This window comes from Flavisolibacter ginsengiterrae DSM 18136 (assembly GCF_059568575.1).
The window spans coordinates 206,309-232,225 of sequence record NZ_JCANTR010000005.1 but is presented as its reverse complement, the minus strand read 5'-3'; the positions used below and the strand labels follow the sequence as shown (position 1 = coordinate 232,225).

Genomic DNA, 25,917 nt, shown 5'->3' with positions numbered 1-25,917 from the left:
TGACTTCAGGCGGAAGTTTTGTATTTTTTCGCTGGAGAAATTGCTTTGAAGCGCTTATTATATATTGTTTTTTCTATTATTTGTCCCCTATTTGTCTTTGCACAGCATTATTATGTGAAAGGACAGGTGAAAGATGAAGCCGGCAATGCACTGCAAAATGTAAACATTTATTTGCATAGTACGGGCTACGTTTACTTTACCGGGATGGAAGGCTCCTTTGGCATTCTTACAAACAATAAAACAGATACACTCAGTTTTTCGATGGATGGCTACCAGGCGCAAAGGGTGGCGGTAAATGCAGATGTAAATGCCGAGATACGGCTGAAAAAAGCTCCTCTTAATAAAAGCAGGCAGGGTTATAAACTGGCCTCACTAACCCAAAACTTGACCAGGGAATCTCAACAAAAATGGTTTGCAGGTGATGAGACCTATGCCAGCATAGTGGAAAATCAATTTGTAAACAGCTTTGATTATCCCTCCACCGGGTTAACACTCAATGTTGACAGAGCTTCCTATAGTAATATTCGCAGGTTTTTGACTATGAACACCCCTGTTCCCCCTGATGCAGTTAGGATAGAGGAAATGCTGAACTATTTTAATTTTGGTTATACTGAGCCCCCTGTTGATAAGCCTTTTGAAATTAAAACAACACTTACGCAATGTCCATGGAATAAGAATAACCAACTTTTATTTACGCAGATACTGTCAAGGAAATTATCATTGGACAGCCTTGCACCAAGTAACCTGGTATTTCTTATTGATATCTCCGGATCAATGGATATGCCTAACAGGTTGCCGCTTTTAAAGGCGGGTTTCAAGGCATTGGTAAATAACCTGAGAGCAAAGGACTCCGTGTCGATCGTTGTGTATGGAGGTACTGTAGGCGTGGCACTCCCTACCACTGGTGGCAATGAAAAAGACATCATATTTAAAACCATTGACAGTCTACAGGCCGGGGGATCTACCCCAGGTGAATCTGGTATCAAGCTGGCATATAGTGTTGCGAGAAACCATTTTATCAAGGGAGGAAACAACAGGATTATCCTGGCTACTGACGGAGATTTTAATGTAGGGTTGAAAAAGGAGGAAGATCTTGAAGAAATGATTTCCCTACAGCGGCAGCAGGGTATTTATCTAACATGCCTGGGGATAGGCATGGGAAATTATAAAGACTCAAAGATCCAGACTCTGGCACAAAGAGGCAATGGCAATTTTGCATACCTGGATAGTTATAACGAAGCTGAAAAAGTGTTGCTAAAGGAATTTACTCAAACATTATACACTGTAGCTGATGATGCCTATCTCAATGTGAAGTTCAACCCTGATTATGTAAAAGATTACCGGCTTATCGGTTTTGATAATAAAATGGGAGCCATAAAAGATGTAAGCTCGATGATAGAGGGTGGAGAAATAGGATCAGCATATTCTGCTATGGTGGCTTTCGAATTGGTTCCTGTTGCTCCAATTGACAATCTTATCGGGAAGGAAATTGATGATCACCTGGTATCTTATGAATTGCAATATAAACTTCCGGATAGCAGCAAAATTTTAAAGCTTACAGAAGCCTCTCCGGTTACAATGGTTCCCTTATTACAGGCACCTAAATGTTACCAGTTTGCCAGTGCGGTGGTCATGTTTGGTGGAATGCTGCGAAATTCTAAGTATTTCAAAGAAACTTCCTGGAATTCCATTTTGCAATTAGCTGGCAGCGCTGTTGACCCGAAAAACTTTTCTCAAAAGGAATTCTTAACTATAGTTCAACAGGCAAAGGGAATTTATGGTAAGAAAAGAAAGCGGGACAAAGAAGATTAACCATGCTACATTATAATAAAGAAAGGGGCTCCAGGCCCCTTTCTTTATTATTTAATTTCCTTTGAATCAGGAAAACATCTCTCTCATTTTATCAAAAAAGCTTTTCTGGTTTTTATCCGGGGCTGGTTTGAAATTGGATGAATGACTAAGCTTTTCAAGCATTGCCTTTTCTTCATTGGAAACATGTTGCGGTGTCCACACATTTACATGAACCAGCTGATCTCCTTTTTCGTAACTATTTACAGCGGGAAATCCTTTTCCTTTCAGCCTGAAGATCTTACCGCTTTGTGTACCAGCAGGTATTTTGATCTTTGCCCTGCCATCAATGGTGGGAACTTCCACCTGTGTTCCAAAAACTGCATCAGTAAATGAAATATGAAGATCGTAGGCGACATTCAATCCATCTCTTTGCAATTCTTTATGTGCTTCTTCTTCAATTAAAATGATCAGGTCACCTGCTGCGCCACCTCTTTCGCCTGCATTTCCTTTTCCGCTAATATTAAGTTGCATTCCTTCCTGGACACCGGCAGGAATATCTATTGTTACCGTTTCTTCTCCGTATACTCTTCCCTCTCCCTTACAATTGCCGCATTTAGCTGTAATAGTTGATCCTTCTCCATTACAGGTAGGGCAGGTTGTAACCGTTTGCATCTGGCCTAAAAAGGTATTAGTAACCTTTCTCACCTGGCCACTGCCTCCACAGGTGGAGCAATTTTGAACACTCCCTTTGTCCTTGGCACCACTGCCACCACAGGCATTACAACCAACATATTTTTTGACTTTTATGCTCTTTGTTACACCTTTAGCAATTTCCTCGTAATTCAATTTCAGGCGAATGCGCAGGTTACTGCCACGGGTGCCTCTTGATCTTCTTTGGCCACCTGCAGATCTGCCGCCACCGCCACCAAAAAAGCTTCCGAAAATATCTTCGCCAAAGATGTCACCAAACTGGCTAAAGATATCTTCCATATTCATATTGCCGGGGTGAGCTCCACGGCCATTTCCACTTACCCCTGCATGACCATACCGGTCATATTGAGCACGTCTATCCTGGTCGCTCAAAATTTCGTAAGCTTCAGCAGCCTCCTTAAACTTTTCTTCTGCTGATTTGTCTCCCGGGTTACGGTCTGGGTGGAATTGCATGGCTACCTTACGGTAAGATTTTTTTATCTCATCCGCAGATGCTGATTTGCTCACACCTAATATCTCGTAATAATCTCTTTTAGACATTTCTATTTGTAGCTTGTATTTATGAAAGCTTTGTTGCCGGGCCTAATAATAAGCCACAGCTCTTGAATAGGTGTTTATTTACCAACCACTACTTTAGCAAAGCGAATAATCTTATCATTAAGGTAATAGCCTTTCTGGATCTCAGCCACCACTTTACCCTTCATTTCATCCCCGGCATCAATTTCCGTCACAGCCTCATGTAAATCAACATTGAAGTCCTTGTTTAAGGCATCAATAGGCTTTAATCCCTTGGATGCCAGTGTATTTCTGAACTTTGTAAAAACCAGTTGAACCCCTTCTCTTATCTGTTGAACATCCTGGGTGGTTTCCAATTGCTTTTGGGCTCTTTCGCTATCATCCAGTACATCAAGCAAATCAGTTATCACCTCTTTACCTGCGGTTTGAATCAATTCTATTCTTTCCCGTGCATTACGGCGCTTAAAGTTTTCAAATTCAGCTACCTGGCGCAAATACCTGTCATTCAATTCATCAACCTGCTGCCTGAGCTTTTCTATTTCTGATTCTTCAGCAACCGGGTCGTTCAAATGTTGATTGCCATCTATATTTTCATCGGTGTTGATATTCAAGGAAGTGTCAATATTGCTGTCTTGTCCGTTGTCTTTTACTTCGTTTTTCTTCATGATGAATCAAAATTGTGTGCAAAGGTAGGTCTGTCAAGAATATTGCCAACGCCAAAAGAAGGGACAAAATGTCCTTTAATACAGTGTTAACAAGCATTCAGGCAGAGTGATTGTCATAATGATGTTGTTAAAAGCTTAAGTTGATCTTAGGATATACATAAAAGACCCAATTGGGTTACTGCCGTATCTTGCGCCCCTATGACCCGGGTTCAACTAAAAAGAAAAATTGCCAACCGAATTCTGAATGGACATCCCTGGATCTTTGCCAACGAAGTAGAGAAATGGGAAGGAGATCCAAAGGCTGGTGATGTGGTGGATGTGTACTTTTCTGATGGAAAGTTTGCAGGGAAAGGTTATTTCAATCCACAGTCGCAGATCATTATCAGGCTTTTAACCACGGAAAAGAAAACCGTTATCGATGATGATTTTTTTCTTACCCGTATTCAGGAATGTTGGGCATATCGCCAGCAAATTGGATACACAGAGAATTGCCGCCTGGTATTTGGGGAGGCTGATGGGTTGCCCCAGTTGATCATTGATAAGTTCAACGATTACTTTGTAATTCAAACCCTGGCACTGGGTATTGACGTCTGGAAACCTGCCATTGTAAAGGCCCTGGAGGCCGTATTTAAGCCAAAAGGGATATATGAACGTAATAATGTACCGGTAAGGGAACTGGAAGGTTTACCGCAGCAAAAGGGGTATTTAAGCCAACCTTTCGACACAGGTATTATCATTAACGAAAATGGTTTACAATTTCATGTGGATATTGAAAACGGTCAGAAGACCGGCTATTTTCTTGACCAGCAGGATAACCGCAGGGCCATTCAGCATATAGTAAAAGGAGCTGAAGTTTTAGGAGCCTTTACCTATACGGGAACTTTTGAGATACATGCCGCCCACTATGGAGCTAAGAGTGTATTAGGTTTGGATATTTCTGAAAATGCCGTGCAGCAGGCAAACAGGAATGCCCAGCTCAATGGTTTAGATAATATAGTTAGGTTTCAAACCGCCAACGCATTTGATGTATTGAAACAATGGTCAAAGGAAGATAAACGTTATGATGTAGTCATGCTGGATCCACCGGCATTTACCAAAAGCAGGGCCACTATTCAAAAAGCTATTACCGGATATAAGGAAATTAATTTAAGAGGTATGAAGCTAATAAAGCCCGGAGGTTTCCTCGTCACTTCATCCTGTACCAACCTGGTGCAGCCTGAATTATTTTTGCAGATCATTGATATGGCAGCAAAGGATGCCAGGAGAAAGATCAGGCAGGTAACATTCCAGACACAGTCTTCCGACCATCCTATCATTTGGAATATGGAAAATACCCATTACCTGAAATTCCTGATTGTACAGGTATTATGATTTAGAAAATGATGAAGCAAAGGGGGAATGAGGGGAAAACACCCCGGATAAACAAATATTATTTAGATACCTGGAACTTACCAGATTCTATCAGTTTACCGGTTTTATCGCGTAGCTGATAGATATAAACTCCCCTGTTAAAATCGGAAAGATTGATAGAAGTTCTGTCAGTTAAATTGGTTTGTTCAAACATTTTGCGGGCTCCCATGAAACTGTAGATCTGAAGGGAATAAGCTTTATCGATAGATCGTTGCAAATCAAAATTGATAACCGTAGTCGCAGGGTTGGGATATAACCTGACAACACTTGCTGATGCACTTCCCGGGATTTCACGGGATTGAGCTTCGGAGTGAATGGTTAAAACAATAAAGGATACTATAAGTAAAAGTCTAATCAAATATTAAATTTTTCTGAATACAATAATACTTCAATTTACAAAAAATACAAACGCCTTGCCGAAAAATGATCTATAAATGATAAAACTACTTTGATAATTCTCGTAGTTTTACCTGCAGAGCTTCAAAATCAGGTTGCTTTCCTGCGTTTTCGAGAACTTCGGCATATTGGACAATTCCATCCCTATCAATCAAAAAAGCTGACCGCTTAGAGACTCCCTGCATTTCAAAACCAAAGGTATCATATAAGGATCCATAGGTTTTGGACACAGTTTTATTAAAATCGCTTAATAAAGGAAAGTTTAAATTTTGTTCCTGTTTAAACTTTGCTAATGTATATAAGGAATCAACAGAGATACCAAGCGGGTTGACACGCAGGGTTTCATAGATCTTCATATTATCCCTGACAGCGCATAATTCGGCTGTACATACTGATGTAAATGCGAGTGGAAAGAATAGTAGTAATACATTTTCTCCCCTGTATTGAGATAGCGTGACCTTCTCTTTGTCGGTGCTGTACAGGCTAAATTCTGGTGCTAACTGACCTATTTCTATTGCCATAGTTTCAATTTCAATCATAACAAAGCTATCGCCAACATGTTCTATTAATTAAAATAATTTCAGATAGCAATCACATGTGATTCCTTTTTATGATGGAGAAAAGGTTTTACCCCGGTGCGAATCTCTTTTTCCAGGAGTTCAAGCAATTTTTGCTTGATAAAATACCGGTAAGTAACCAGGCTGATCTCTCTTACAGGAACAGGAGGTTTGAAATGGCGTAATTTATCACGAAAGACAGGGTTAAAATTCAGGGTGGCTAATTCAGGCACTATGGTGATTCCTTCATTCATTTCTGTTATTTTAAGAAGACTCTCTATGCTTCCGGTTTCATAATCCAGGTTATGTGCTTTGGCCTGTTGTTGTTGCAATTCGCAAAGGTTCAATGCCTGGGAGCGCAAACAATGTCCTTCTTCCAGCAACCAAAGTTTATTAATATCTATGTCTTCCGGCAACAGGTACTTTTTTTTAAGGCTTTTGTCATTGGAAGAAACAAATACCTTAAACTCCTCATAAAATAAATGTGTCTCTTTAAAATTCTTATTATTGAGTGGTGTGGCCATGATTGCTACATCAATTTTATCAGAGGAAAGCATTTCCAATAATTGCTCCGTGGTTTGTTCCTGGATTTTTAATTTAATGGATGGATAATTTTTAAGAAAATGTTGCAGGAATAATGGCAGCAGGTAAGGAGCCAGGGTGGGTATGATGCCAATTTTCAATTCGCCCTGCAACCCTGATTTTAAATTGACGGAAAGATGTTTTATTAATTCTGTTTCTTTTAATACAGACCGCGCCTGTTCGATCACCAATTTACCAGCTTCCGTTGGAACAACAGGTTGTTTACTCCTGTCAAATAAGATAATCCCTAATTCTTCTTCTAATTTTTTGATCATCATGCTCAACGTGGCCTGGGTAACGAAACATTTCTCAGCAGCTTTGGCAAAATGCCTGTTTTGATCTACAGCTACCACGTATTCTAATTGTTGCAGGTTCATAATATAGATGTACTCTATGAAAGTATAGAAACAATTGTTTTTGTCAATGTAAAAATAGTGCAGACCTTTAATAAGAACATTTAAATGGATTGATTTTACTTCTGCCAGGACCTTATCCATTCATAACATAAAAATTTCTTTATGAGTACAGAACAAACAAACAGCAAGGGAAATGGCCAGCAAGGCAACGGTAAGGAAAATGCTACTATACTGACCACCCGGCAAGGACACCTTGTAACGGATAACCAAAACCTGAGAACAGTGGGGGAAAGAGGGCCTGCCACTTTAGAAAATTACCAGTTTCTTGAAAAAATGTCTCATTTTGACCGGGAACGGGTACCTGAAAGAGTGGTGCATGCAAGGGGGACTGGTGCACATGGTTATTTTGAAGCTTATGGGATGGTAGGTACCGAGCCAGTATCAAAATATACGCGGGCTAAATTATTCCAGGAAAAGGGAAAGCGTACGCCAGTATTTGTTCGTTTTTCTACTGTCACCCATGGTGGTCATTCACCGGAAACCTTGCGTGATCCAAGAGGGTTTGCTACCAAATTTTATACTGAAGATGGCAACTGGGACCTGGTAGGCAACAATTTGAAGATCTTTTTTATCCGCGATGCCATCAAATTTCCTGATCTTATTCATGCATTTAAGCCTGATCCAGTTACCAACCGTCAGGATGGTGAAAGAATATTTGATTTTATTTCCAATACGCCGGAAGCAATACATATGATCACCTTCCTGTTTTCACCATGGGGTATTCCTGCCAACTACAGGCAGATGCAGGGTTCGGGAGTCAATACGTATAAATGGGTGAACCAGGATGGGCAGGCAGTTCTTGTCAAATATCATTGGGAACCCAAACAAGGTATTAAAAATCTTACCCAGGCACAGGCAGAACAGATCCAGGCAAAGAATTTCAATCATGCCACACAAGACCTGTATGATGCCATTGAACGCGGCGAATTTCCTGAATGGGAATTATGCGTGCAAATAATGAGTGACGATGCGCACCCGGAACTTGACTTTGATCCATTGGATGATACCAAGATATGGCCTGAAGACAAGTTTCCATTTTTACCTGTAGGTAAAATGGTGCTGGATAAAAACCCCGTAAATTATTTTGAAGAAGTTGAACAGGCTGCGTTTGGTACAGGTGTACTAGTAGATGGTTTGGATTTTTCTGATGATAAAATGTTGCAGGGCAGAACATTTTCTTATTCTGACACACAACGGTACAGGGTGGGAACCAATTATCTGCAACTACCAATCAATGCGCCTAAAAAACAGGTAGCAACCAATCAGCGCGACGGGCAAATGGCTTATAAACAAGACCTGGTACCGGGAGTGAACCCGCATGTAAATTATGAACCTTCCTCACTGGGAGGCCTTAGAGAGGCTCCAAAAACGGGCAAGGATCATGAGGCGGAATATAAAGACGTTCGGCTTGTTCGTCGGAAGATAGACCGCCAGAATAATTTTAAGCAGGCCGGTGAACGCTACAGGTTGCATGAACCATGGGAAAGAGATGAGTTGATACAAAACCTGGTTAATGCGCTAAAGCCAGCCGCTAAACACATTCAGGATAAGATGATCGATCTGTGTACACAATGTGATCCTGATTACGGAAGGAGGCTTGCAGAAGGGATCAGGGGAGCAGGACCTGGTATAAGTAAAGGCCCGATAGGAACTTCTCATTCAGCTGAAGCTGTTGAGGAGGCCGCAACAGTATCACAGGATGCCAAACCATATTAATAACTGGTTACGTAGTATGTGAACTGGTATGTAAATACTTCTTACTAACGGTGGTTGACAGGATTGATCTGGTTAACCACCGTTTTTTAAAACCTGGGACAGTTCAAGGATTCAATTTCCCGCTTAATAAAACCTATATAGGAAATGCTCAACTCAAATCCTCCTCTTCCATAGCTGGAGGTTTTTAATTTGGAAAGATTTACATCATAGCTAAAGGCCGCAGAGAAAGGAGCATAATCAAGCTTGATCACAGGTATTATAGCATCATTCCAGCGAAGGAAAGCTCCACCATGAATAGTATATAGCGGTTTATCCCAATCGTCACCAATCTTGATCCCATATAATGCACCACCTACCGTTTCCATAAATTGCCCCTGCCTGGAATGATCTACCTGGATGGTTAGGTAACTGATTGGGGTAACGGCAAGACGTATACCTGCTGATGCGACCCATTTAGGTTCCAGTTCTGCAGATCCATTTCTGTAAAAACTGTTTTTGGGTTTATTGAGATGATGATAGGCTGCTCCCAGGAAAAAGTTATTATTGGGGTTCTCACCGATTTGTGAATTATAACTCATTCCAACTGAAACATCCAGGTAAGTGTAAAGTGGTTTTAATAATATTTCACCGTCGCCCATGCCATCATACTGGCTATTGGTGGTCATTTTGCTACGGTCAAAATTTCTTTGTACAAAGCCGCCCATGAAGCCAAGTGATAAATACCTATTGCGGTCGTTGCTTAAAGATTTATGAAAATTCAATGCAGGTAATACATGTGTAGATACCCATGAAACAGTTCCGGCGCGATCATGCAGAATTTGTAAACCGGTAGTTAAGAAATCAGATCCTTTTCCTACGGGCATTTTATATTCTCCGTTTAGAGAAAAAGTTTTGAACGCATCAGTCATGCTATTCCATTGGTCCCTGTAAACAGTCTGTATACGGATATCTCCCGTAAAAATTCCTGCCAGTGAAGGATTTCTTAAAAGCGGTGCTTCAAAGAATTGGGAGAAATGGATATCCTGTCCGGATACTACAGCATTAGATCCCAGTGTCAAAATAAAAAAGATAATATGGTACAATTTCTTTTTCACTGCTATTGTATCAACGCAACGTTTCCTTCAAAACGTATGATGTCACTGTTCTCACAAAAAACTTCCACCTGGTACACATACACATCCGGGTGAGGAAGAGCTCCTTTATATTTACCATTCCAGCCAAAGGAAGCATCATTTACAGGGAAATTGGTTTGTTCAAATACCACTTCTCCCCAACGATTAAAGATCCTTAACATTTTTACCCTTTCCAATCCTTTTCCTCTTACATATAGTACGTCATTACTTCCATCACCATTTGGTGAAAATGTATTTGGAATAAACACATTAGCATTGGGACATACAACGATTACCTGGATATTGGTCCTGTTGCGACAGCCATTGCTATCCACGACTGATACAGTAAATAGTTTATTGAATTTTGTATTTGTAACGGGCTGCGGACAATTCGCGCAGTTCAGTGTTGTTGCTGGCACCCAGTTATAATTGATCACATTTGAACTATAAGTAGCTGGTATGGTTAACGGAAATCCAGCCTGTTTGGTTAATGTGGAGGGAACTGTAATAACGGGCAATGGATTGACAAGAATATTTTTAAGGGCTGTATCTATACAGCCACTGCTATTAGTGGCAATAGTGGAAACAGTATAGTTACCGGCTGTGGCATATGTTTGCAAGGCCGGGTTTTGCAATACGGACATATTCCCATTTGGAAAGGTCCATAGCCAATTGACCGCAGAAGTATCTGATCGCTGAAACACTCCTTTTTGAAGCATTGAATCCTTAACACAAATAACTGAATCACCAATAATGGATATTAATGGGCTTTGAACAACTTTAATTACATCCTTCAATGTAAATGTATCTACACAATTATTTTGTGTTGCCACGTTTACTGAAACTGTATAAAATCCCGGGGTAGCGTAATAATGACTGCCAGGATCGGGTGAAGATGAAGTAACTCCATCGCCATAACTCCATTGATAGGAGGTCAGGGGATCATTGAAAGTTGTGGAGTCAATAAAAGTTACCAATCCACTATCGCACAATAATTTCTTATCCAGCCCAAACTTCGCAATAGCTCCTATAATATGGATTGTGTCAAAACCAGTGATGGGGTATTGACATCCCGAAGGATCGGTCATGATGATCTTAGGTACGAAATCTCCAAAGAAATTATAGATATGGTCGAGGCTGTCAATTTTATTATTAAGAATAACACCATCTCCAAAATCCCAGGTATAAGTGACGGGGCCAGGGCTATATGTAGTCAGTGATACATTTAGAGGTTTACAGCCATTTAAAGGGAAATAGGTGACCCTGGATCCGATAGTATCATATAGTGTTATGCTTTTATAGGCCGTATCAGTACACCCTCCGGGACTGGTAACTGCCAGTTGTACCTGGTAGGTTCCTGGATTGATATAATACTGTACAGGATTAGGGATGGTACTTGTTCCGCTTCCCAGGTTCCAAACAATTGCATTAGCGAAATAAGAAGTATTGGTAAAATCAACTTCAAATGGGACACAGGAACTTATGGAATCACTTATCGAAAAACTGGCTACAGGCCGTGCAACCCTGATATGATTTTTCTTTGTTAGTGTATCAGTGCAACCATATTGATCTTTGATTATTAAACTAACCGAATAATACCCTGAATCTTTGTAGGAATGGACTGGTGAAACCAGGGTAGAACCCGTAGCATCTCCAAAGTTCCATGAACTGGTAAAGCCCGTAGATGCAGTAGTGTTGGTGAATGTTAGATTACTGCCGGGGCAGGCAAGCGTATCAACTACAAACTCCGCTTTAGGGTTGGTTGCATGAATGAGGTTGGCAATGGAAATGCTATCCCTGCAACCTACAGCATCTGTAACTACCAGGTTTACAGAGTATATGCCGGTATCTGCGTAGGCATGGGAAAAAGGCGGTTTCGTAAGTGTGGTAATGGTTCCATCACCAAAATCCCATCTCCAGGATGTTATGGGGTGAATAGCATCATCCTTTGAAAGATCAGTAAAATTTCTTACAGCAGAAACACAGCCATTTGCATTAATGGCAGAGAAATTGGCAGTTGGCCCATTAATCCGAACAAATTTAGGTTTTGTGACTACAGTATTACAACCATGTATATCCGTTAGAGTTAGAGTAATATCATAAGTTCCTGCCACGGAATAATAATGATATGCTGCGCCGGTATGGTCAAATAGATCACTGTCCCAGGTACTTCCATCACCAAAATCCCATACATAGCGTACAAAAGTAGAGGGGTCTTTAACTACAGCTCCAAAATAAACAGTTGATTTACGGCAAACTGTAGGATTGGTTACATTAAAGCCAGGCATATCATTAAACAGCTTAACTGACCCTGGAATGCTATTGGTGCAGGTATTATTAGTTACAGTCAATGTGACCGTATAATTTTGATAAGTGCTGTATGTATGACTTGGGTTTTGTAATGTTGAAGTAGTTCCATCGCCAAAATCCCACAGCCAGCTAACGGCTCCCTGCGATGCATCAGTGAAATTAACTTTTAGTTTGTTGGAGCAATCAACTGTAAAATTAAAAGCGGGTATAGGCGGACTAACACTGATAACATTTGGTTTGGCGATAATAGATGGACAACCATTATTGTAAGCCGTGAAATTTACTGAGAATATACCTATCTGCTGGTAGGAATGGGCTGGGTTTTTATCTGTTGAGGATGTGCCATCTCCAAATTCCCATAACCACGCATCAGAGGTATCTGATATGCCTGTAAATTGAACAGGCTGAAGGGCGCATACCGGGTTGGGTGATACACTAACGTCCACTGGCTGCCTGGTTCCCACTCTTATAGCATCAGGCATGGAAAATACTTCCGTGCAACCTGTACTCGTTGTAATTGTCAATGTAACTGTGTATGTTCCCTGGCTTACATAAGTATAAGTTGGATTTTTTTGCGAGGAACTTCCTCCATCTCCAAAATCCCATAAAGAAGAAGTTACATTATCTCCGGTTACAATTTTAGGAAGTGGATTTATGGTAAATGGAATACATCCATTTTGCGGCAGGTTGGGTATGGTTATAATTGGCTTAATGATACTGATCAGGGAATCTTTTCGTAATGTATCTGAACATCCCGATGCATTGGTTGTGATCAGTTTAACCGAGTAATAACCTGTATCATTATATACATGCGTAGGATTTTGGCCAGAAGCAGATGTGCTGTCTCCAAAATCCCATTGCCAGTTAACTGCTCCTGGCGTAGCATCGGTGAAATTTACAGAAAATGGAGGGCTGCATTTGAATGTGCTGCTAGCTGTAAAATTTGTTTTAGGTTTCGATAATACCTTTATTTTTTTACTGAATGAATCTTTACAAAAGCTATAAGTATTGTATAAAGTGACATTGTAGGTATTAATTGCTGCGAAGCTTTTTAAAGGCATGGTATCAGTACTGGTGGAACCATCACCAAATTTCCATAATACACTTACGGGTACAGGAGAGGAGGTATTGATAAAACCTGCCTGGCTGTTTAAGCAGATGCTATCAGGAGCACTGAAATCCGTATGTATATCAAGGATATTAAAAAGATCTTTTTTGATCATTGTATCAGAACAACCTGCAGTACTGGTTGTTGCCAGGCTTACCGAATAATTGCCTGCAGTTGTATAGTTATGCGAAGGTGATGGTATAGTGGATGTATTGCCATCTCCAAAATCCCAGAAATAGGAGAGTGTACCAGGTCCTGTTGAAGTGCTATTGAATGTAATAGAAAATGGTGGCTTGCAAACCCCAGCCATTGAGTTGGTAAAATTAGACTTTACTCCATTAGTGGTTTTGATATAGGCTGGCTTGGTTAATACATTAGAGCATCCTTTGTCATTGGTAACTTTTATGGTAACCCCAAAATTGCCATTGGAAGTATAAGTGTGTAAAGGATTTTGAACTGTAGATTGCGTTCCATCACCAAAATCCCAAAACCATTTTGTGTTGGTAGTCCCTGCACTGGATCCTGATACGTCGGTAAACTGTGACCTTATGGGAAAGCAGCCTGTGCTATCACTTACAGTGAATTGAGGTATTGGCTTTCCGTAGATTGTGATCAGGCTGGATCTTGTCAGTGTATTGGAACCCCTGTTATTAGTTACGGTTAGCTTTACATTATAAACTCCTTCTGTAAAATAGGTTGTTGATGGATTTTTAAGCGTTGAAGTGGCTCCATTTCCAAAATCCCAATAATAACTCGTTGGACTGCCTGTTGACAAATCTTTGAAATCCACCACCAAAGGAGAGCATCCTGAAGTAACTGAAGCTGAAAAATTAGGCGTAGGCGCCTGAGCATGTATAACGACAGCCAAAAATAGCAGTAGGATCGTTACAGTTGTTTTCAGTCTCAAATTGCTCACTTTTTAGCCGGTTAGGCGATTTTCTTAAGGTAGTTAAAGATTAACGATTCATTAGAGCAAAAAGTATTCCCGGCCTTACAATACAAGGTTTTATATCTAAAGACGGGTCTTAGAGTTTTTCAAGACGAAGGGATTTTATTGTACCATTCACTGTTTGGTTTGCTACCACATAGGTCCAGCTATTATCTGTGATCTGCCAGGTTCCATTCAGTAAACTAATGGTAGCATTGGCATTTTTGAAAGTGGAACTTATTGTCCTGGCATTTCCATCTGCCGTCCATGTACCTGTATTTTCAACAATGGAATTGTTGATGGCATCTACAGTTAGGTTATCCTTAAACTGGAATTTATAGGTAGCAAAATCAGTGGTTACATCATTGTTGTCATTTTTGAAGTTCACCACCTTCCATTGGCCGGAGGTCATGGCATCAATGACTGCATTTTTTACCATTTGTTCTTTGCTGCAGCCGCAAAGAACAGATAGAAGGATAAGGGTATAGATCTGTCTCATAAGAGTATTTGCTTACAAGGTATAAATTGAACTGTACTTATCCAACAGGTAAGAGGTAAAAGAATTTATTTCCAAACCTGTACCAGTTATGCTTTTACAGAGCTCTTCGCTGGTATGAAATCTTCCTTTACTATGTATTTTTTCTCTTAGCCATTGTAAAAGAGCTAAAGAATTTCCTTCTTTGAGATCCGATTGCAGTGATGGGATTTCCTTTTCAGCCTGCTGAAAAAATTGAGCTGCATAAAAGCTTCCAAGGCTATAAGTGGGGAAATAACCAAAGCTTCCATGGCTCCAATGCACATCCTGCAGGCAGCCCTTTTTATCATCCGGAACAGTAATGTCCATAAGTTGCTTGTATTGTCCATTCCAGTAATCAGGAATGTCACTGGCTGATAATGAACCCTCTATAAGCTTCTTTTCCAACTCGTAACGGATATATACATGGAAATGATAAGTGATTTCGTCAGCTTCTGTCCGGATAAAAGAAGGTTGTACCTTATTAATGCCTTTATAAAACTGATCCAGTGTAATATTTTTAAATTGTTCCGGGAAATATTGCCTGAGTTCGGGAAAGTAGTGTTGCCAGAAAATAAGGCTTCTGCCAATATTATTTTCCCACAACCTGGACTGGGATTCATGGATGCTATAGGAACAGGCCTCACCTAATGGAAGTCCATAATAATCACTTAATAGCCCTTGTTCATATAAAGCATGGCCTGTTTCATGAATACAACTCCAGGTCATATTGGCAAAATCGTTTTCGTCAATACGGGTGGTTATCCGAACATCCCTGCTATTAAAACTGGTACTAAAAGGGTGTTCGCTGATGTCCTGTCTTCCTGCTTCAAAATCAAAATTCAGCTGTCTTACGAGATGCATGCCCCATTCCCATTGTTTTTGTTTGGGGTATGCCTGTTGTAAAAAGCTATCATCCACTTGCGGCCTGGCAGCTATTTTTTGGAGCAATTCTTTTAATACAGGGATGATGCCGGTAAATGTCCTGTCAAGAAGTTCCACGGTACATCCTTTTTCAAATTCATCCAATAAAGCATCATAAGGATGTTTTTCAAACCCTAATAATTGTGTCTCCTCCTTTTTTAATGCAATGAGTTTATCCAGTTCAGGTTGAAATATTGAAAACTTATTTTGTTTCCGTGCTTCTATCCAGGCATGAAAAGCTTTGTTCACCTGGTCTGATAAGGCCCTCACAAATTGAGAAGTATATTTTTTATTCTTTTTATAATCCTCCAGCGTTCGTTCAACATTCCTTTTTTGAAACTGGTCAAGATCATCCTTATTTGCGAGGTCATTTAATAAACTACCCAATTCTTCCTCAATAAATAATTTGTGGCTTAGTTCTGAAAGGGTGCTGATCTGTTGTCCCCTGAATGCAGCTCCTTTAGGAGGAAGGTAGGTTTCCTGGTCCCATTGCATCAGTGCACTGGCATTCCTTACATCCGCAATCCTTTGCATTTTGGTTTTGTAGATGTCGTATAGTTGGGGAGTATTCATTTCTCAAAACTAAGGCAATATAACTTTTAGGTTATTGGAGCTAAGTTGGTCTTATTGTAACCAACAATGTGATGATCATTTTTCTTTGAGTGGCAATTTCTTTACCATTCCACCTCTTGTATCTCTGATACTTTGCATTACAATAAAAGCTTTTGGATCTATTCTTTCCACTTCTGTAGTTAGCCTGTTTATTTCCAGCCGGGTGATGACGGTAAAAATAATATCCACTTCCTGGTTACTCTCCCCGCTTTTACCAAACCCTTTTCTGCCTGTATAGATGGTAAGTCCCCTTCCCAGTTTTTTCTTGATCATTTGGCTGATCTGGTGGCTTCTGGTAGAAATGATAGTAACACCGGTAAATTCTTCAATGCCCTCCAAAATGAAATCAACTGTTTTGGATGCTGCCAGGTAAATTAATATAGAATATAGTGCTACTTCTATAGTAAGTAAATAAGCAGCCACAGAGAAAATAATGATATTGAAGATCAGTATAAAATCACCCACTGTGAGGCTGGCTTTCCGGCTTAGATAGATCGCTAATACCTCGGTACCATCTATCACTGCTCCACCCCTGATGACCAGGCCTATGCCGGCACCAAGGAAAAACCCTCCAAAAACAGCCACTAAAATTTTATCATTGGTTATAATTGGGTAAGGGATGATAGCTACAACTATAGCAAGGGCGGTGATACTGCCTATGCTCTTTAAGCTAAAACCTATGCTGATCTGCTTATATCCCAATAATAAAAAAGGAATATTCAACAGGAGAATCAAAATGGATAAAGAGATGTGTGATTCCCTGTTGATCAGGAGTGATATACCAGTTACTCCTCCATCTATCAGGCCATTAGGGATCAGGAAACCTTTCAGTCCAAACCCGGCAGCGAATACACCGAGGATTATGATCAGGAAATCCCTGAAGTAATTCAATAACCTTTTCTTTAAGCGTTTGGAGGCTTGCCGTCTTTGAATATTTTCTACAGTACGGCTGTTGTCACCCTGGAAAATAGTAGTTATATGATTTAAGATGGCCATTGAATTCATTCAAAACTACAAAGCACTAACTTTCACTCATGAAAATTGTTGATCTGATTTCAGCTATTGAAGTATTTGCAGCGCCTGAATTGCAGGAAGATTATGATAATGCTGGTCTCATCACAGGGAATGGAGACTGGGAATGTTCCGGTGTTCTTTGTTCACTGGATGTGACACTTGAGGTTATTAAAGAAGCAAAAACAAGGAATTGTAATCTGATCTTGTCGCATCATCCTGTCATTTTCAGGGGATTAAAGCGTATCAATGGCAATAACTATGTTGAAAATATAATCATTGAGGCTATAAAGAATGATATTGCTCTATATGCAGCACATACAAATCTTGACAATGTGTTGCTGGGCGTTAGTGGCATGATAGCTAAAAAGTTAGGATTAAAGGATATTCAGGTGCTGCAGCCCAAGAATCGCCTGCTACGCAGGTTGATCACTTTTGCCCCCGTAGATAAGGCAGAAGAGGTCAGGAAGGCTGTATTTGATGCGGGAGCCGGGCATATTGGGCAATATTCAGAATGTTCGTTTAATAGCGAAGGCACGGGAACCTTCAAGGCCGAAGAAGGAGCCGACCCCTATGTAGGCGAAATAGGAAAACAACACCAGGAAAGAGAGACCAAAATTGAGATAGTTTATCCTTTTTACCTTGAAACACAAGTCGTGAAAGCCCTCGTTCAGCATCATCCCTATGAAGAAGTGGCCTATGATATATTCACCATGGAAAATATGCACCTGGGGATCGGTTCAGGAGTAATTGGCATCCTTGAATCACCAATGGATGAAATGACTTTCCTGGAGTTATTAAAAGATCGCTTTGGAGCTAAGGGCATCCGGTACACCGGTTTATTAGGAAAACCTATTCAAAAAGTGGCAATTTGTGGCGGGGCGGGAAGTTTCCTTATAAAAAAAGCTATTAAAAATAAAGCTGATATATACATAACAGGCGATGTGAAATACCATGAATTTTTCGATGCAGAAGAGAAAATAGTTGTGGCGGATATAGGTCATTATGAAAGTGAACAGTTTACTGTAGAGCTTCTCTGTGACCTTTTGCTCAAAAAATTCCCTACCTTTGCCGTCCTTAAATCAAGCGTGAATACAAATCCGGTCAATTATTTAGTATAAAAGATGGAGCCGGAAGGCATGTTATACTTAAAAATACAGGTTGGTATTCATGTTTGACGTTTGATGATCCGCAAAAACAAACTTCAAACTATAAACTTAAAATGGCAAACGTTAAAGAATATTCAGTAGAAGAAAAGCTTAGTTCACTCGTGCAACTACAAAAAGTGGACTCTAAGCTGGATGAAATTCACATTTTAAAAGGTGAACTTCCTATTGAGGTGGCTGACCTGGAAGATGAAATTCACGGTTTGCATGCTCGTCAGCTTCGTATAGAAGAAGAAATCAACGGTATTACAGAGTTTATTGCTCAAAAGAAAGAAGCAATTAAAGAAGCCGAAGCTTTGATCAAAAAATATGAAAAGCAAAGCGAGAACGTAAAGAATAACCGGGAGTTTGAGGCTATCAATAAGGAAATGGAAATGCAGCAGCTGGAAGTAAAGCTCTGTGAAAAGCATATTAAAGATGCCAATGAGGAAATAGCTGAAAAAGCACAGGCTTTAGATAAAGCTAAAAAGGCACTCGCTACCAAGGAAGCTGTATTGGCTACCAAGAAAGGCGAGCTTGAAAAGATCATTGCGGCTACAGAAAAAGAAGAAAAGCATTTTAATAAACTTGCCGAGGAAGCTAAATCTCATGTTGATCCACGTTTACTGGCCAGTTATGAGAAGATCCGTAAGAATTACCGGAATGGCCTGGCAGTGGTACCTGTTGAAAGAGATGCCTGTGGTGGTTGCTTTTACTACATCCCTCCTCAAAAGCAAAGCGAGATCAAGCAGCGTAAGAAAGTTATGGTTTGCGAAAACTGTGGACGTATCCTGGTTGATTCAGAACTGACGGACTCTATAGAGATTAAATAAGATCGTTAAGTATTTACACAAAAGCCGCTCTAAAACAGCGGCTTTTTTTATTTGTGAAATAGGAAATGCTTTAATTTGTTACTGAATATGCTGAGCCGGTTATCTATCCAGAATTATGCTATAATAGAACATTTGGAAATTGATTTTTCATCGCATCTGAATATCATTACAGGTGAAACAGGCGCTGGAAAGTCAATCATTGTGGGAGCCCTGGGATTGATCCTGGGCCAGAGGTCTGAAAGCAATGTTTTAAAAAATAAGGAACGCAAATGCGTAGTGGAAGGTTGTTTCAAAGGGGAATCTTCCGACAGCCATGTGGTCAACTTTCTCAAGGCGAATGAACTCGACGTTTTAGACGAGTTAACAGTTCGGAGGGAAATAGCTTCCAATGGAAAATCCAGGGCTTTTATCAATGATACGCCAGTTAACCTTAGCCAGTTGAATCAATTAAGCAGTTTACTGGTTGATCTGCACCAGCAATTTGATACACTGGAGCTCGGACAGACTGATTTCCAAAGAGAAGTATTGGATGTATTGGGTGGAAATACTAAAAACTTAAATAAATACGGGCAGGTATTTGCTGATATGCAAACTGCGGCCCGGGAATTAGATGAACTGGCAACGCAAAAGAGCCAGTTTGAAAAGGAATTTGATTACCACCAGTTTCAATTCAACGAGTTGGATGAAGCAGGCTTCAGGGAGAATGAGCTGGAAGAACTGGACCTTGAATTAAAAATGTTGACCAATGCAGAAGGTATCAAAAACGCACTGGCAAAGACGTATTTTGAATTGGAAGAAGACGAAGCACCTTTGATCAGGCGTTTAAAAGCATTAAGCAGCCAGTTGCAACAGTATGCAGAGTTGCATCCTGAACTTCCCCAACTCGTTCAGCGATTACAATCATCTTATCTTGAACTGCAGGATATCGCAGACGAAACTGAAAGGATCAATAATCATATAGGTTCTGATGCCTCCACCATTGAAAAGATCAACGAACGTATATCCCTGGGCTATAAACTGCTCAAAAAACATGGTGTAAAAACAACCAATGAATTACTAATTATTCATGCAGATCTCAATGCAAAATTGCAGGAGGTGTTGAATATCGATGAGGCCATCGCTAAAGCAGAAAAGAAATACCAGGATCTTTTACAGGAAGCGGAGGCTTTAGCAGCCAAAATATCAGCCGCACGGTTAGCCCAGGTAAAACCACTGGAACAGCAGGTTAATAAAATGCTTGGACCTGTAGGTATGCCCAACGCACGCTTAAAGGTGGAGATCAAAAAAGTACCATTGAACAATTATGGAATTGATGAAGTGGTATTTCTATTCGATGCTAATAAGAGCAACCAGTTTCAGCCTATTCGAAAGGTGGCCAGTGGAGGTGAGTTGAGCAGGTTAATGCTTTGCATTAAATCACTGGTGGCCAGGTCCATGAATATGCCCACACTCATTTTTGACGAGATAGATACAGGTATTTCCGGTGAGGCAGCAAGACAGGTGGGAGCCATTATGAAAGAACTGGCTGCAGCAAGGCAAGTTCTTTGTATTACTCACCAGCCCCAGATAGCTGGAAAAGCCGATGCGCATTACCTTGTTTATAAAGCGCTTAAAAATGATACGGTAACTACCGGCATGCGCTTATTGAATACCGATGAACGGATTGTTGCCATAGCCAAGATGTTAAGTGGGGAAAAACCAACAGCGGCAGCTATGGAAAATGCACGGGAAATGGTTATGAATTAATACCTGCAATGAACCGAAACCTTATAGGACTTTTCGCTTTTATTGTCCTTGTTATTATTCCTGTCTATTATATTAACCAGGTATTAGTTCAAAAGATTGCTCCACGCAGGTCATTCACCCGTTTTTTGATCTATATGTGCACAGGTCTTGCTTTGGCATTTGTCTATACATTTATATTTGTATGGCTGTTACTAAAATTTGTGTATGGGCAGCATCAATAAAATCAACTATTTATGGCAAATAATCTTTTAGCAGGTAAGAAGGGAATCATATTTGGTGCGCTTGACGAAAAATCAATTGCCTGGAAAACGGCCTTAAAATGCCACGAACAGGGAGCCCAGATCGTACTTACCAATGCTCCTGTTGCTCTACGCATGGGTGAGATCAATAAACTTTCTGAAGCAGTCCAGGCTCCGGTTATTGGTGCTGATGTTACTAATATGGATGATTTGAAGAATCTTTTTGAAGAATCTCAAAAACATTTCAATGGCGGGATAGATTTTGTACTCCATTCAATTGGGATGAGCCTGAATGTGAGAAAAGGGAAGCATTATACAGAAATGAACTACGAATGGAATCAAAAAACAATGGATATTTCTGCTATGAGCCTTCACAGGGTATTGCGGACAGTATGGGATATGGATGCCCTGAATGAATGGGGTAGTGTAGTTGGTTTAACCTATATAGCTGCTCAAAGAGTATTTCCTGATTACAATGAAATGGCTGATGCAAAGGCATTGCTGGAAAGTGTGGCCAGGAGTTTTGGTTATCATTATGGGGTGCGCAAGAAAGTAAGAGTAAATACTGTTTCCCAATCACCTACCCGTACAACAGCCGGTAGTGGTGTTAAGGGTTTTGATGCCTTTATTGATTATGCAGATAAAATGAGCCCTTTAGGTAATGCAACTGCCGATGATTGTGCTAATTATTGTACTACCTTATTCAGTGACCTTACCCGGTATGTTACCATGCAGAACCTGTTTCATGATGGTGGGTTCAGTTTCACAGGTGTATCACAGGCTATTGTTGAAAAAATGTTCCCTGCAGAATAATAAAGAAAACCTTTTCAAATAAAAAAAATGCTCCGGTTTCGGAGCATTTTTAGTTGGGCGTCATTCTTAATCAACCTACTACGGCAAGCATGCAGTGGGAGAATAAGAATGACATATCTTCTGCTGAAGGCATGAAGCCATCAGTATTAAAGAGCAATTTGTTTTTGCATCATCATCTTTCTCAGGTTGATCAAACCATAACGCATTCTTCCGAGTGCTGTATTGATGCTGCAATTAGTGACAGCGGCAATTTCCTTAAAGCTCATATCCCCATAATGGCGCAGTATGATCACTTCTCTCTGGTCTTCAGGCAAAAGGTCTAACATGTCTCTCACCCTGTTATAACTCTGGCGTTTGATCATCTTGGTTTCCGCGCAATCTTCCGTAAAATTAAGGACCTCGAATATATCCTGGTCATCGCTGTTTTTAATTGTAGGCGTCCTCTTTACTTTCCTGAAATGATCCACACAAAGGTTATGAGCAATACGCATGGCCCAGGGTAAGAACTTACCTTCTTCCGTGTAGCGGCCACTACGGATGGTATCTATAATTCTGATAAAAACATCCTGGAATATATCTTCGGCAAGATACTTGTCCTTAACCAGGAAGAATATAGAAGTATAAAGCTTCTCCTTGTGACGCAATACAAGGGTTTCTAAAGCGTTTACATTACCTGTGGTAAACGAGTTGATGAGCTCGTGGTCAGACAGTCTTGATAGTAAATTCATAAACTCCTACAGTTTAGGCGGTTTTCGGATATGGACGAACAAATAAAAAATAAAAAACTAGAGTAGAAGTTTAAGCGATAGGCGAGAAGTGTTTTAGTGGTTTTATAGAATATGGATTAATTTCTTATCCTAAAAATAGAATACTTTTTCAATTTTCACAATTTTTATTGCTGTTCCTTAACTTCTTTTCGTAAAAGAACTGTTAACGTTCAAACTAAAGTATTTAGCAAGTTCTTACTTTTGCGGAATTACAATGAAAGAAAAGGTAGCAAAGGCTAAAAAACAGGTTAAGGATAATGGTATTACGGATTCCATTTTTATAAAGGGAGCCCGGGTACATAATCTTAAAAATATAGATGTAAGTTTTCCCCGCAATAAATTAATTGTGGTTACCGGTGTTTCCGGCTCAGGAAAATCTTCCCTAACTATTGATACCCTGTTTGCAGAAGGACAACGTCGTTATGCTGAAAGTCTCAGTGCCTACGTCCGCCAGTTCCTTAACAGGATGGATAAGCCGGATGTAGATTATATAAAAGGGTTAGCCCCTGCCATTGCCATAGAACAAAAGGTCATTACCCGCACACCTCGCAGCACCGTGGGCAGTATGACGGAGATTTATGACTATCTAAGGCTTCTTTTTGCCCGTGCCGGGAAAACAATTTCGCCGGTATCTGGGAGAGTAGTAAAAAAGGACGACGTAAAGGATGTACTGGATTCAATTGTGCACCTTAAACCAGGAAGTAAAGCATTCATCCTGGCTGCGTTTAAACAACACCGTAACAGGGATGAAAGAGAGGAATTGAATATTTTGATGCAAAAGGGGTTCAGTCGTATGTATGTATCCCCCTTTTCCCATGTGCAAAAGGAAAACCCGGTTAAAGAGGGCAGGATCTACCATATTGAAGAATTATTGTCTTCACCTGATGATTTTATGGCAGCTTTTGCCTATCCTGAAAATGTATATGTTCTCATTGACCGCATCGTAGTAAAAGAATTTGACGAAGATGATATCCACAGGCTTTCGGATTCTATTGGAACCGCTTTTTATGAAGGTGAAGGAGATGTTTACCTGGAGGTGGATGGAGCAAAGCTCCTTTCTTTTAATAACAGGTTTGAACTGGACGGAATTAACTTTGAAGAACCTTCACCCAATTTATTATCCTTCAACAATCCATATGGTGCCTGCCCGACCTGCGAAGGCTTCTCTTTGGTGTTGGGTATCGATGATGACCTGGTTATTCCGAATAAGCTATTGAGTGTGTATGAGGGTGCCGTAGCCCCCTGGAAAGGAGAGAAGTTGGGTAAATGGAAAGAGGATTTTATTCGCAATGCCCGCAAGTTTGATTTTCCGGTTCATAAAGCCATAGCAGATCTTACCCCGGAGCAATACAGGATATTGTGGGAGGGAAACCAATTTGTTGATGGAATCAATGATTTTTTTAAAGAAGTTGAGCAAAATCTTTATAAGGTTCAATACAGGGTCATTTTAAGCCGTTACAGGGGAAGAACATTGTGTCCCGATTGCCATGGCTACCGCTTACGCAAGGAAGCCCTCTACATCAAAATAAATGGCAAACATATAGGAGAACTTAGTGAATTGCCCATTCGTGATCTCCGGGTTTGGTTTGATCATGCATCAAAAGAATTTAGCCCATTCGAAGCGCAGGTAGCCAAAAGAATTCTCATAGAGATCAATCACCGTATTGATACCATGCTTAGCGTAGGTTTGGGCTATTTGTCACTCAATCGACTGGCCAATACCCTTAGTGGTGGTGAAAGCCAGCGTATCCAGTTAACACGAAGCCTGGGTAGCAACCTAACCAATTCCTTATATATACTTGACGAACCTTCAATTGGTCTGCACCCCAGGGATACCTATAACCTGATCAAGGTATTGAAAGAGTTGAGGGATCTTGGCAATACTGTGGTAGTAGTGGAGCATGATGAAATGATGATGAGAGAAGCAGACCATATTATTGATATGGGCCCGCTGGCTTCCCATTTAGGTGGGGAGGTCATTGCCTCCGGAGATTACAATGCCATTATTAAAAACCCGGAAAGCCTGACGGGAAAATATTTAAAAGGCGAATTGAGTATAGATGCACCCTCCAAAATCAGGAAGTGGAATGAATCTATCATTGTAGAAGGCGCGCGCCAGCACAACCTTAAAGACATAACCGTTGAATTCCCTTTGAATGTACTTTGCGTGGTTAGCGGGGTAAGCGGCAGTGGTAAAACCACCCTAATCAAGCATATACTTTACCCGGCACTGAAGAAATTACAGGGTGAAGCTGCAGATAAAGTAGGTTTTCATAGAAATATAAAAGGAAATACGGACTCCATTGCCAGCGTGGAAATGGTAGACCAGAATCCGATCGGGAAATCTTCAAGGAGTAATCCTGTTACGTATATCAAGGCCTGGGACAATATCAGGGACCTGTTCTCATCACAGCCTCTTAGTAAAATGCGGGGTTTCCAGCCCAAGCATTTTTCCTTTAACGTTGATGGAGGTCGGTGTGATGCCTGCAAGGGAGAAGGGGAGAAGATTGTGGAAATGCAGTTCCTTGCCGATGTGCACCTCACCTGCGAGGTTTGTCATGGTAAAAAGTTCAAGGAAGAAGTCCTGGAAGTGCAATACAAGGGAAAAAATGTATTTGATGTATTGGAATTAAGTGTGGATGAAGCCATAGAGTTCTTCAAGGATGAAAAAAATATAAGCGGATGCATCAGGCCATTAAGTAATGTAGGTTTGGGTTATGTCAAATTGGGACAATCATCAGATACATTATCTGGTGGTGAGGCCCAGAGGGTGAAACTGGCTTCATTTTTAGGTAAAGGAAAAAGCATCGGCAAGATCCTGTTCATATTTGATGAACCCACTACGGGCCTTCACTTCCATGATATCAAAAAACTACTGGCATCCTTTAATGCATTAATAGAACAGGGTCATTCCATCATCGTGATTGAACATAATACCGATGTTATAAAAAGTGCTGACTGGGTGATTGATCTGGGCCCCGAAGCAGGCGTTGACGGAGGGTATCTTGTATTTGAAGGAAAGCCTTCTGACCTGAAGAAAATAAAGGAAAGCAGGACAGGCCAGTTTTTATGACAGCTATCATAAAAATATTTGG

General features: G+C 40.5%; 20 protein-coding genes. 9 read left to right on the top strand and 11 right to left on the bottom strand.

The features are described from left to right. Positions 1–45 precede the first annotated feature (45 nt). Positions 46–1,812, top strand: coding sequence for a YfbK domain-containing protein (locus tag BP74_RS07860; RefSeq protein WP_496372792.1), 1,767 nt, complete (start codon positions 46–48; stop codon positions 1,810–1,812). A gap of 66 nt (positions 1,813–1,878) precedes the next feature. Here BP74_RS07860 and dnaJ read toward each other — a convergent pair whose 3' ends face one another. Both dnaJ and BP74_RS07850 read right to left on the bottom strand, forming a co-directional pair. After that, positions 1,879–3,042 carry a molecular chaperone DnaJ gene (gene dnaJ / locus BP74_RS07855; protein WP_496372790.1) on the bottom strand — a complete coding sequence of 388 codons (1,164 nt, stop codon included), beginning with the start codon at positions 3,040–3,042 and terminating at the stop codon, positions 1,879–1,881. A 74-nt stretch (positions 3,043–3,116) separates the two neighbouring features. Further along, on the bottom strand, positions 3,117–3,683 hold the full coding sequence (locus BP74_RS07850) for a nucleotide exchange factor GrpE (RefSeq protein ID WP_496372788.1): 567 nt from the start codon (positions 3,681–3,683) through the stop codon (positions 3,117–3,119). Positions 3,684–3,881: 198 nt separating this feature from the next. Between BP74_RS07850 and BP74_RS07845 the strand changes: the two genes are divergently transcribed. After that, positions 3,882–5,054 carry a class I SAM-dependent rRNA methyltransferase gene (locus BP74_RS07845; protein ID WP_496372786.1) on the top strand — a complete coding sequence of 391 codons (1,173 nt, stop codon included), beginning with the start codon at positions 3,882–3,884 and terminating at the stop codon, positions 5,052–5,054. A gap of 58 nt (positions 5,055–5,112) precedes the next feature. Here BP74_RS07845 and BP74_RS07840 read toward each other — a convergent pair whose 3' ends face one another. The 3 genes from BP74_RS07840 to BP74_RS07830 all read right to left on the bottom strand — a co-directional run bounded on the left by BP74_RS07840 (position 5,113) and on the right by BP74_RS07830 (position 7,125). After that, positions 5,113–5,451: a T9SS type A sorting domain-containing protein gene (locus BP74_RS07840; RefSeq protein ID WP_496372784.1), complete on the bottom strand. Its 339-nt coding sequence runs from the start codon at positions 5,449–5,451 to the stop codon at positions 5,113–5,115. Positions 5,452–5,536: 85 nt separating this feature from the next. After that, a complete protein-coding gene (locus BP74_RS07835; protein WP_496372782.1) occupies positions 5,537–6,010 on the bottom strand; it encodes a redoxin domain-containing protein in 474 nt (157 codons plus the stop codon). A gap of 59 nt (positions 6,011–6,069) precedes the next feature. After that, positions 6,070–7,125: a hydrogen peroxide-inducible genes activator gene (locus BP74_RS07830; RefSeq protein ID WP_496372780.1), complete on the bottom strand. Its 1,056-nt coding sequence runs from the start codon at positions 7,123–7,125 to the stop codon at positions 6,070–6,072. A gap of 21 nt (positions 7,126–7,146) precedes the next feature. Between BP74_RS07830 and BP74_RS07825 the strand changes: the two genes are divergently transcribed. After that, the gene (locus tag BP74_RS07825) at positions 7,147–8,760 is read left to right on the top strand and encodes a catalase (protein WP_496372778.1); all 1,614 of its coding nucleotides are present in this window, start codon (positions 7,147–7,149) and stop codon (positions 8,758–8,760) included. Between the two features lie 86 nt (positions 8,761–8,846). On the opposite strand, the gene BP74_RS07820 is transcribed toward BP74_RS07825, so the two are convergent. The 5 genes from BP74_RS07820 to BP74_RS07800 form a co-directional block, all read right to left on the bottom strand. Further along, positions 8,847–9,854 carry a PorP/SprF family type IX secretion system membrane protein gene (locus BP74_RS07820; RefSeq protein WP_496372776.1) on the bottom strand — a complete coding sequence of 336 codons (1,008 nt, stop codon included), beginning with the start codon at positions 9,852–9,854 and terminating at the stop codon, positions 8,847–8,849. 2 nt (positions 9,855–9,856) lie between these two features. Further along, positions 9,857–14,197 (bottom strand): PKD domain-containing protein, encoded by a 4,341-nt coding sequence (locus BP74_RS07815; protein ID WP_496372774.1) that lies wholly within the window; start codon positions 14,195–14,197, stop codon positions 9,857–9,859. A 118-nt stretch (positions 14,198–14,315) separates the two neighbouring features. Continuing rightward, entirely contained in the window at positions 14,316–14,717 is a 402-nt protein-coding gene (locus BP74_RS07810; RefSeq protein ID WP_496372772.1) for a hypothetical protein, read from the bottom strand. 12 nt (positions 14,718–14,729) lie between these two features. Further along, the gene (locus tag BP74_RS07805; protein ID WP_496372770.1) at positions 14,730–16,190 is read right to left on the bottom strand and encodes a carboxypeptidase M32; all 1,461 of its coding nucleotides are present in this window, start codon (positions 16,188–16,190) and stop codon (positions 14,730–14,732) included. A gap of 114 nt (positions 16,191–16,304) precedes the next feature. Next, positions 16,305–17,264 carry a YitT family protein gene (locus BP74_RS07800; RefSeq protein ID WP_496372768.1) on the bottom strand — a complete coding sequence of 320 codons (960 nt, stop codon included), beginning with the start codon at positions 17,262–17,264 and terminating at the stop codon, positions 16,305–16,307. Positions 17,265–17,302: 38 nt separating this feature from the next. On the opposite strand from BP74_RS07800, the gene BP74_RS07795 reads away from it, so the two are divergent. The 5 genes from BP74_RS07795 to BP74_RS07775 all read left to right on the top strand — a co-directional run bounded on the left by BP74_RS07795 (position 17,303) and on the right by BP74_RS07775 (position 22,055). Continuing rightward, complete coding sequence (locus BP74_RS07795) at positions 17,303–18,400, top strand: Nif3-like dinuclear metal center hexameric protein (protein WP_496372766.1); 1,098 nt, start codon at positions 17,303–17,305, stop codon at positions 18,398–18,400. Positions 18,401–18,501: 101 nt separating this feature from the next. Next, positions 18,502–19,257: a zinc ribbon domain-containing protein gene (locus tag BP74_RS07790; RefSeq protein ID WP_496372764.1), complete on the top strand. Its 756-nt coding sequence runs from the start codon at positions 18,502–18,504 to the stop codon at positions 19,255–19,257. An 87-nt stretch (positions 19,258–19,344) separates the two neighbouring features. Beyond that, positions 19,345–21,003: a DNA repair protein RecN gene (gene recN, locus BP74_RS07785; protein WP_496372762.1), complete on the top strand. Its 1,659-nt coding sequence runs from the start codon at positions 19,345–19,347 to the stop codon at positions 21,001–21,003. 8 nt (positions 21,004–21,011) lie between these two features. Then, positions 21,012–21,224, top strand: coding sequence for a hypothetical protein (locus BP74_RS07780; RefSeq protein WP_496372760.1), 213 nt, complete (start codon positions 21,012–21,014; stop codon positions 21,222–21,224). Between the two features lie 12 nt (positions 21,225–21,236). Beyond that, a complete protein-coding gene (locus BP74_RS07775) occupies positions 21,237–22,055 on the top strand; it encodes an enoyl-ACP reductase FabI (protein WP_496372758.1) in 819 nt (272 codons plus the stop codon). 146 nt (positions 22,056–22,201) lie between these two features. Here the strand turns inward: BP74_RS07775 and BP74_RS07770 are convergent, their stop codons facing one another. Then, a complete protein-coding gene (locus BP74_RS07770) occupies positions 22,202–22,783 on the bottom strand; it encodes an RNA polymerase sigma factor (RefSeq protein ID WP_496372757.1) in 582 nt (193 codons plus the stop codon). 253 nt (positions 22,784–23,036) lie between these two features. On the opposite strand from BP74_RS07770, the gene uvrA reads away from it, so the two are divergent. Then, complete coding sequence (gene uvrA, locus BP74_RS07765; protein ID WP_496372756.1) at positions 23,037–25,895, top strand: excinuclease ABC subunit UvrA; 2,859 nt, start codon at positions 23,037–23,039, stop codon at positions 25,893–25,895. Positions 25,896–25,917 lie beyond the last annotated feature (22 nt).

Coding starts and splice junctions, on each gene's coding strand:
- dnaJ (WP_496372790.1), bottom strand. CDS start 3,042: ATGTCTAAAAGAGATTATTACGAGATATTAGGTGTGAGCAAATCAGCA.
- BP74_RS07850 (WP_496372788.1), bottom strand. CDS start 3,683: ATGAAGAAAAACGAAGTAAAAGACAACGGACAAGACAGCAATATTGAC.
- BP74_RS07845 (WP_496372786.1), top strand. CDS start 3,882: ATGACCCGGGTTCAACTAAAAAGAAAAATTGCCAACCGAATTCTGAAT.
- BP74_RS07835 (WP_496372782.1), bottom strand. CDS start 6,010: ATGGCAATAGAAATAGGTCAGTTAGCACCAGAATTTAGCCTGTACAGC.
- BP74_RS07830 (WP_496372780.1), bottom strand. CDS start 7,125: ATGGATAAGGTCCTGGCAGAAGTAAAATCAATCCATTTAAATGTTCTT.
- BP74_RS07825 (WP_496372778.1), top strand. CDS start 7,147: ATGAGTACAGAACAAACAAACAGCAAGGGAAATGGCCAGCAAGGCAAC.
- BP74_RS07810 (WP_496372772.1), bottom strand. CDS start 14,717: ATGAGACAGATCTATACCCTTATCCTTCTATCTGTTCTTTGCGGCTGC.
- BP74_RS07805 (WP_496372770.1), bottom strand. CDS start 16,190: ATGCAAAGGATTGCGGATGTAAGGAATGCCAGTGCACTGATGCAATGG.
- BP74_RS07800 (WP_496372768.1), bottom strand. CDS start 17,264: ATGGCCATCTTAAATCATATAACTACTATTTTCCAGGGTGACAACAGC.
- BP74_RS07795 (WP_496372766.1), top strand. CDS start 17,303: ATGAAAATTGTTGATCTGATTTCAGCTATTGAAGTATTTGCAGCGCCT.
- BP74_RS07790 (WP_496372764.1), top strand. CDS start 18,502: ATGGCAAACGTTAAAGAATATTCAGTAGAAGAAAAGCTTAGTTCACTC.
- recN (WP_496372762.1), top strand. CDS start 19,345: ATGCTGAGCCGGTTATCTATCCAGAATTATGCTATAATAGAACATTTG.
- BP74_RS07780 (WP_496372760.1), top strand. CDS start 21,012: ATGAACCGAAACCTTATAGGACTTTTCGCTTTTATTGTCCTTGTTATT.
- BP74_RS07775 (WP_496372758.1), top strand. CDS start 21,237: ATGGCAAATAATCTTTTAGCAGGTAAGAAGGGAATCATATTTGGTGCG.
- BP74_RS07770 (WP_496372757.1), bottom strand. CDS start 22,783: ATGAATTTACTATCAAGACTGTCTGACCACGAGCTCATCAACTCGTTT.
- uvrA (WP_496372756.1), top strand. CDS start 23,037: ATGAAAGAAAAGGTAGCAAAGGCTAAAAAACAGGTTAAGGATAATGGT.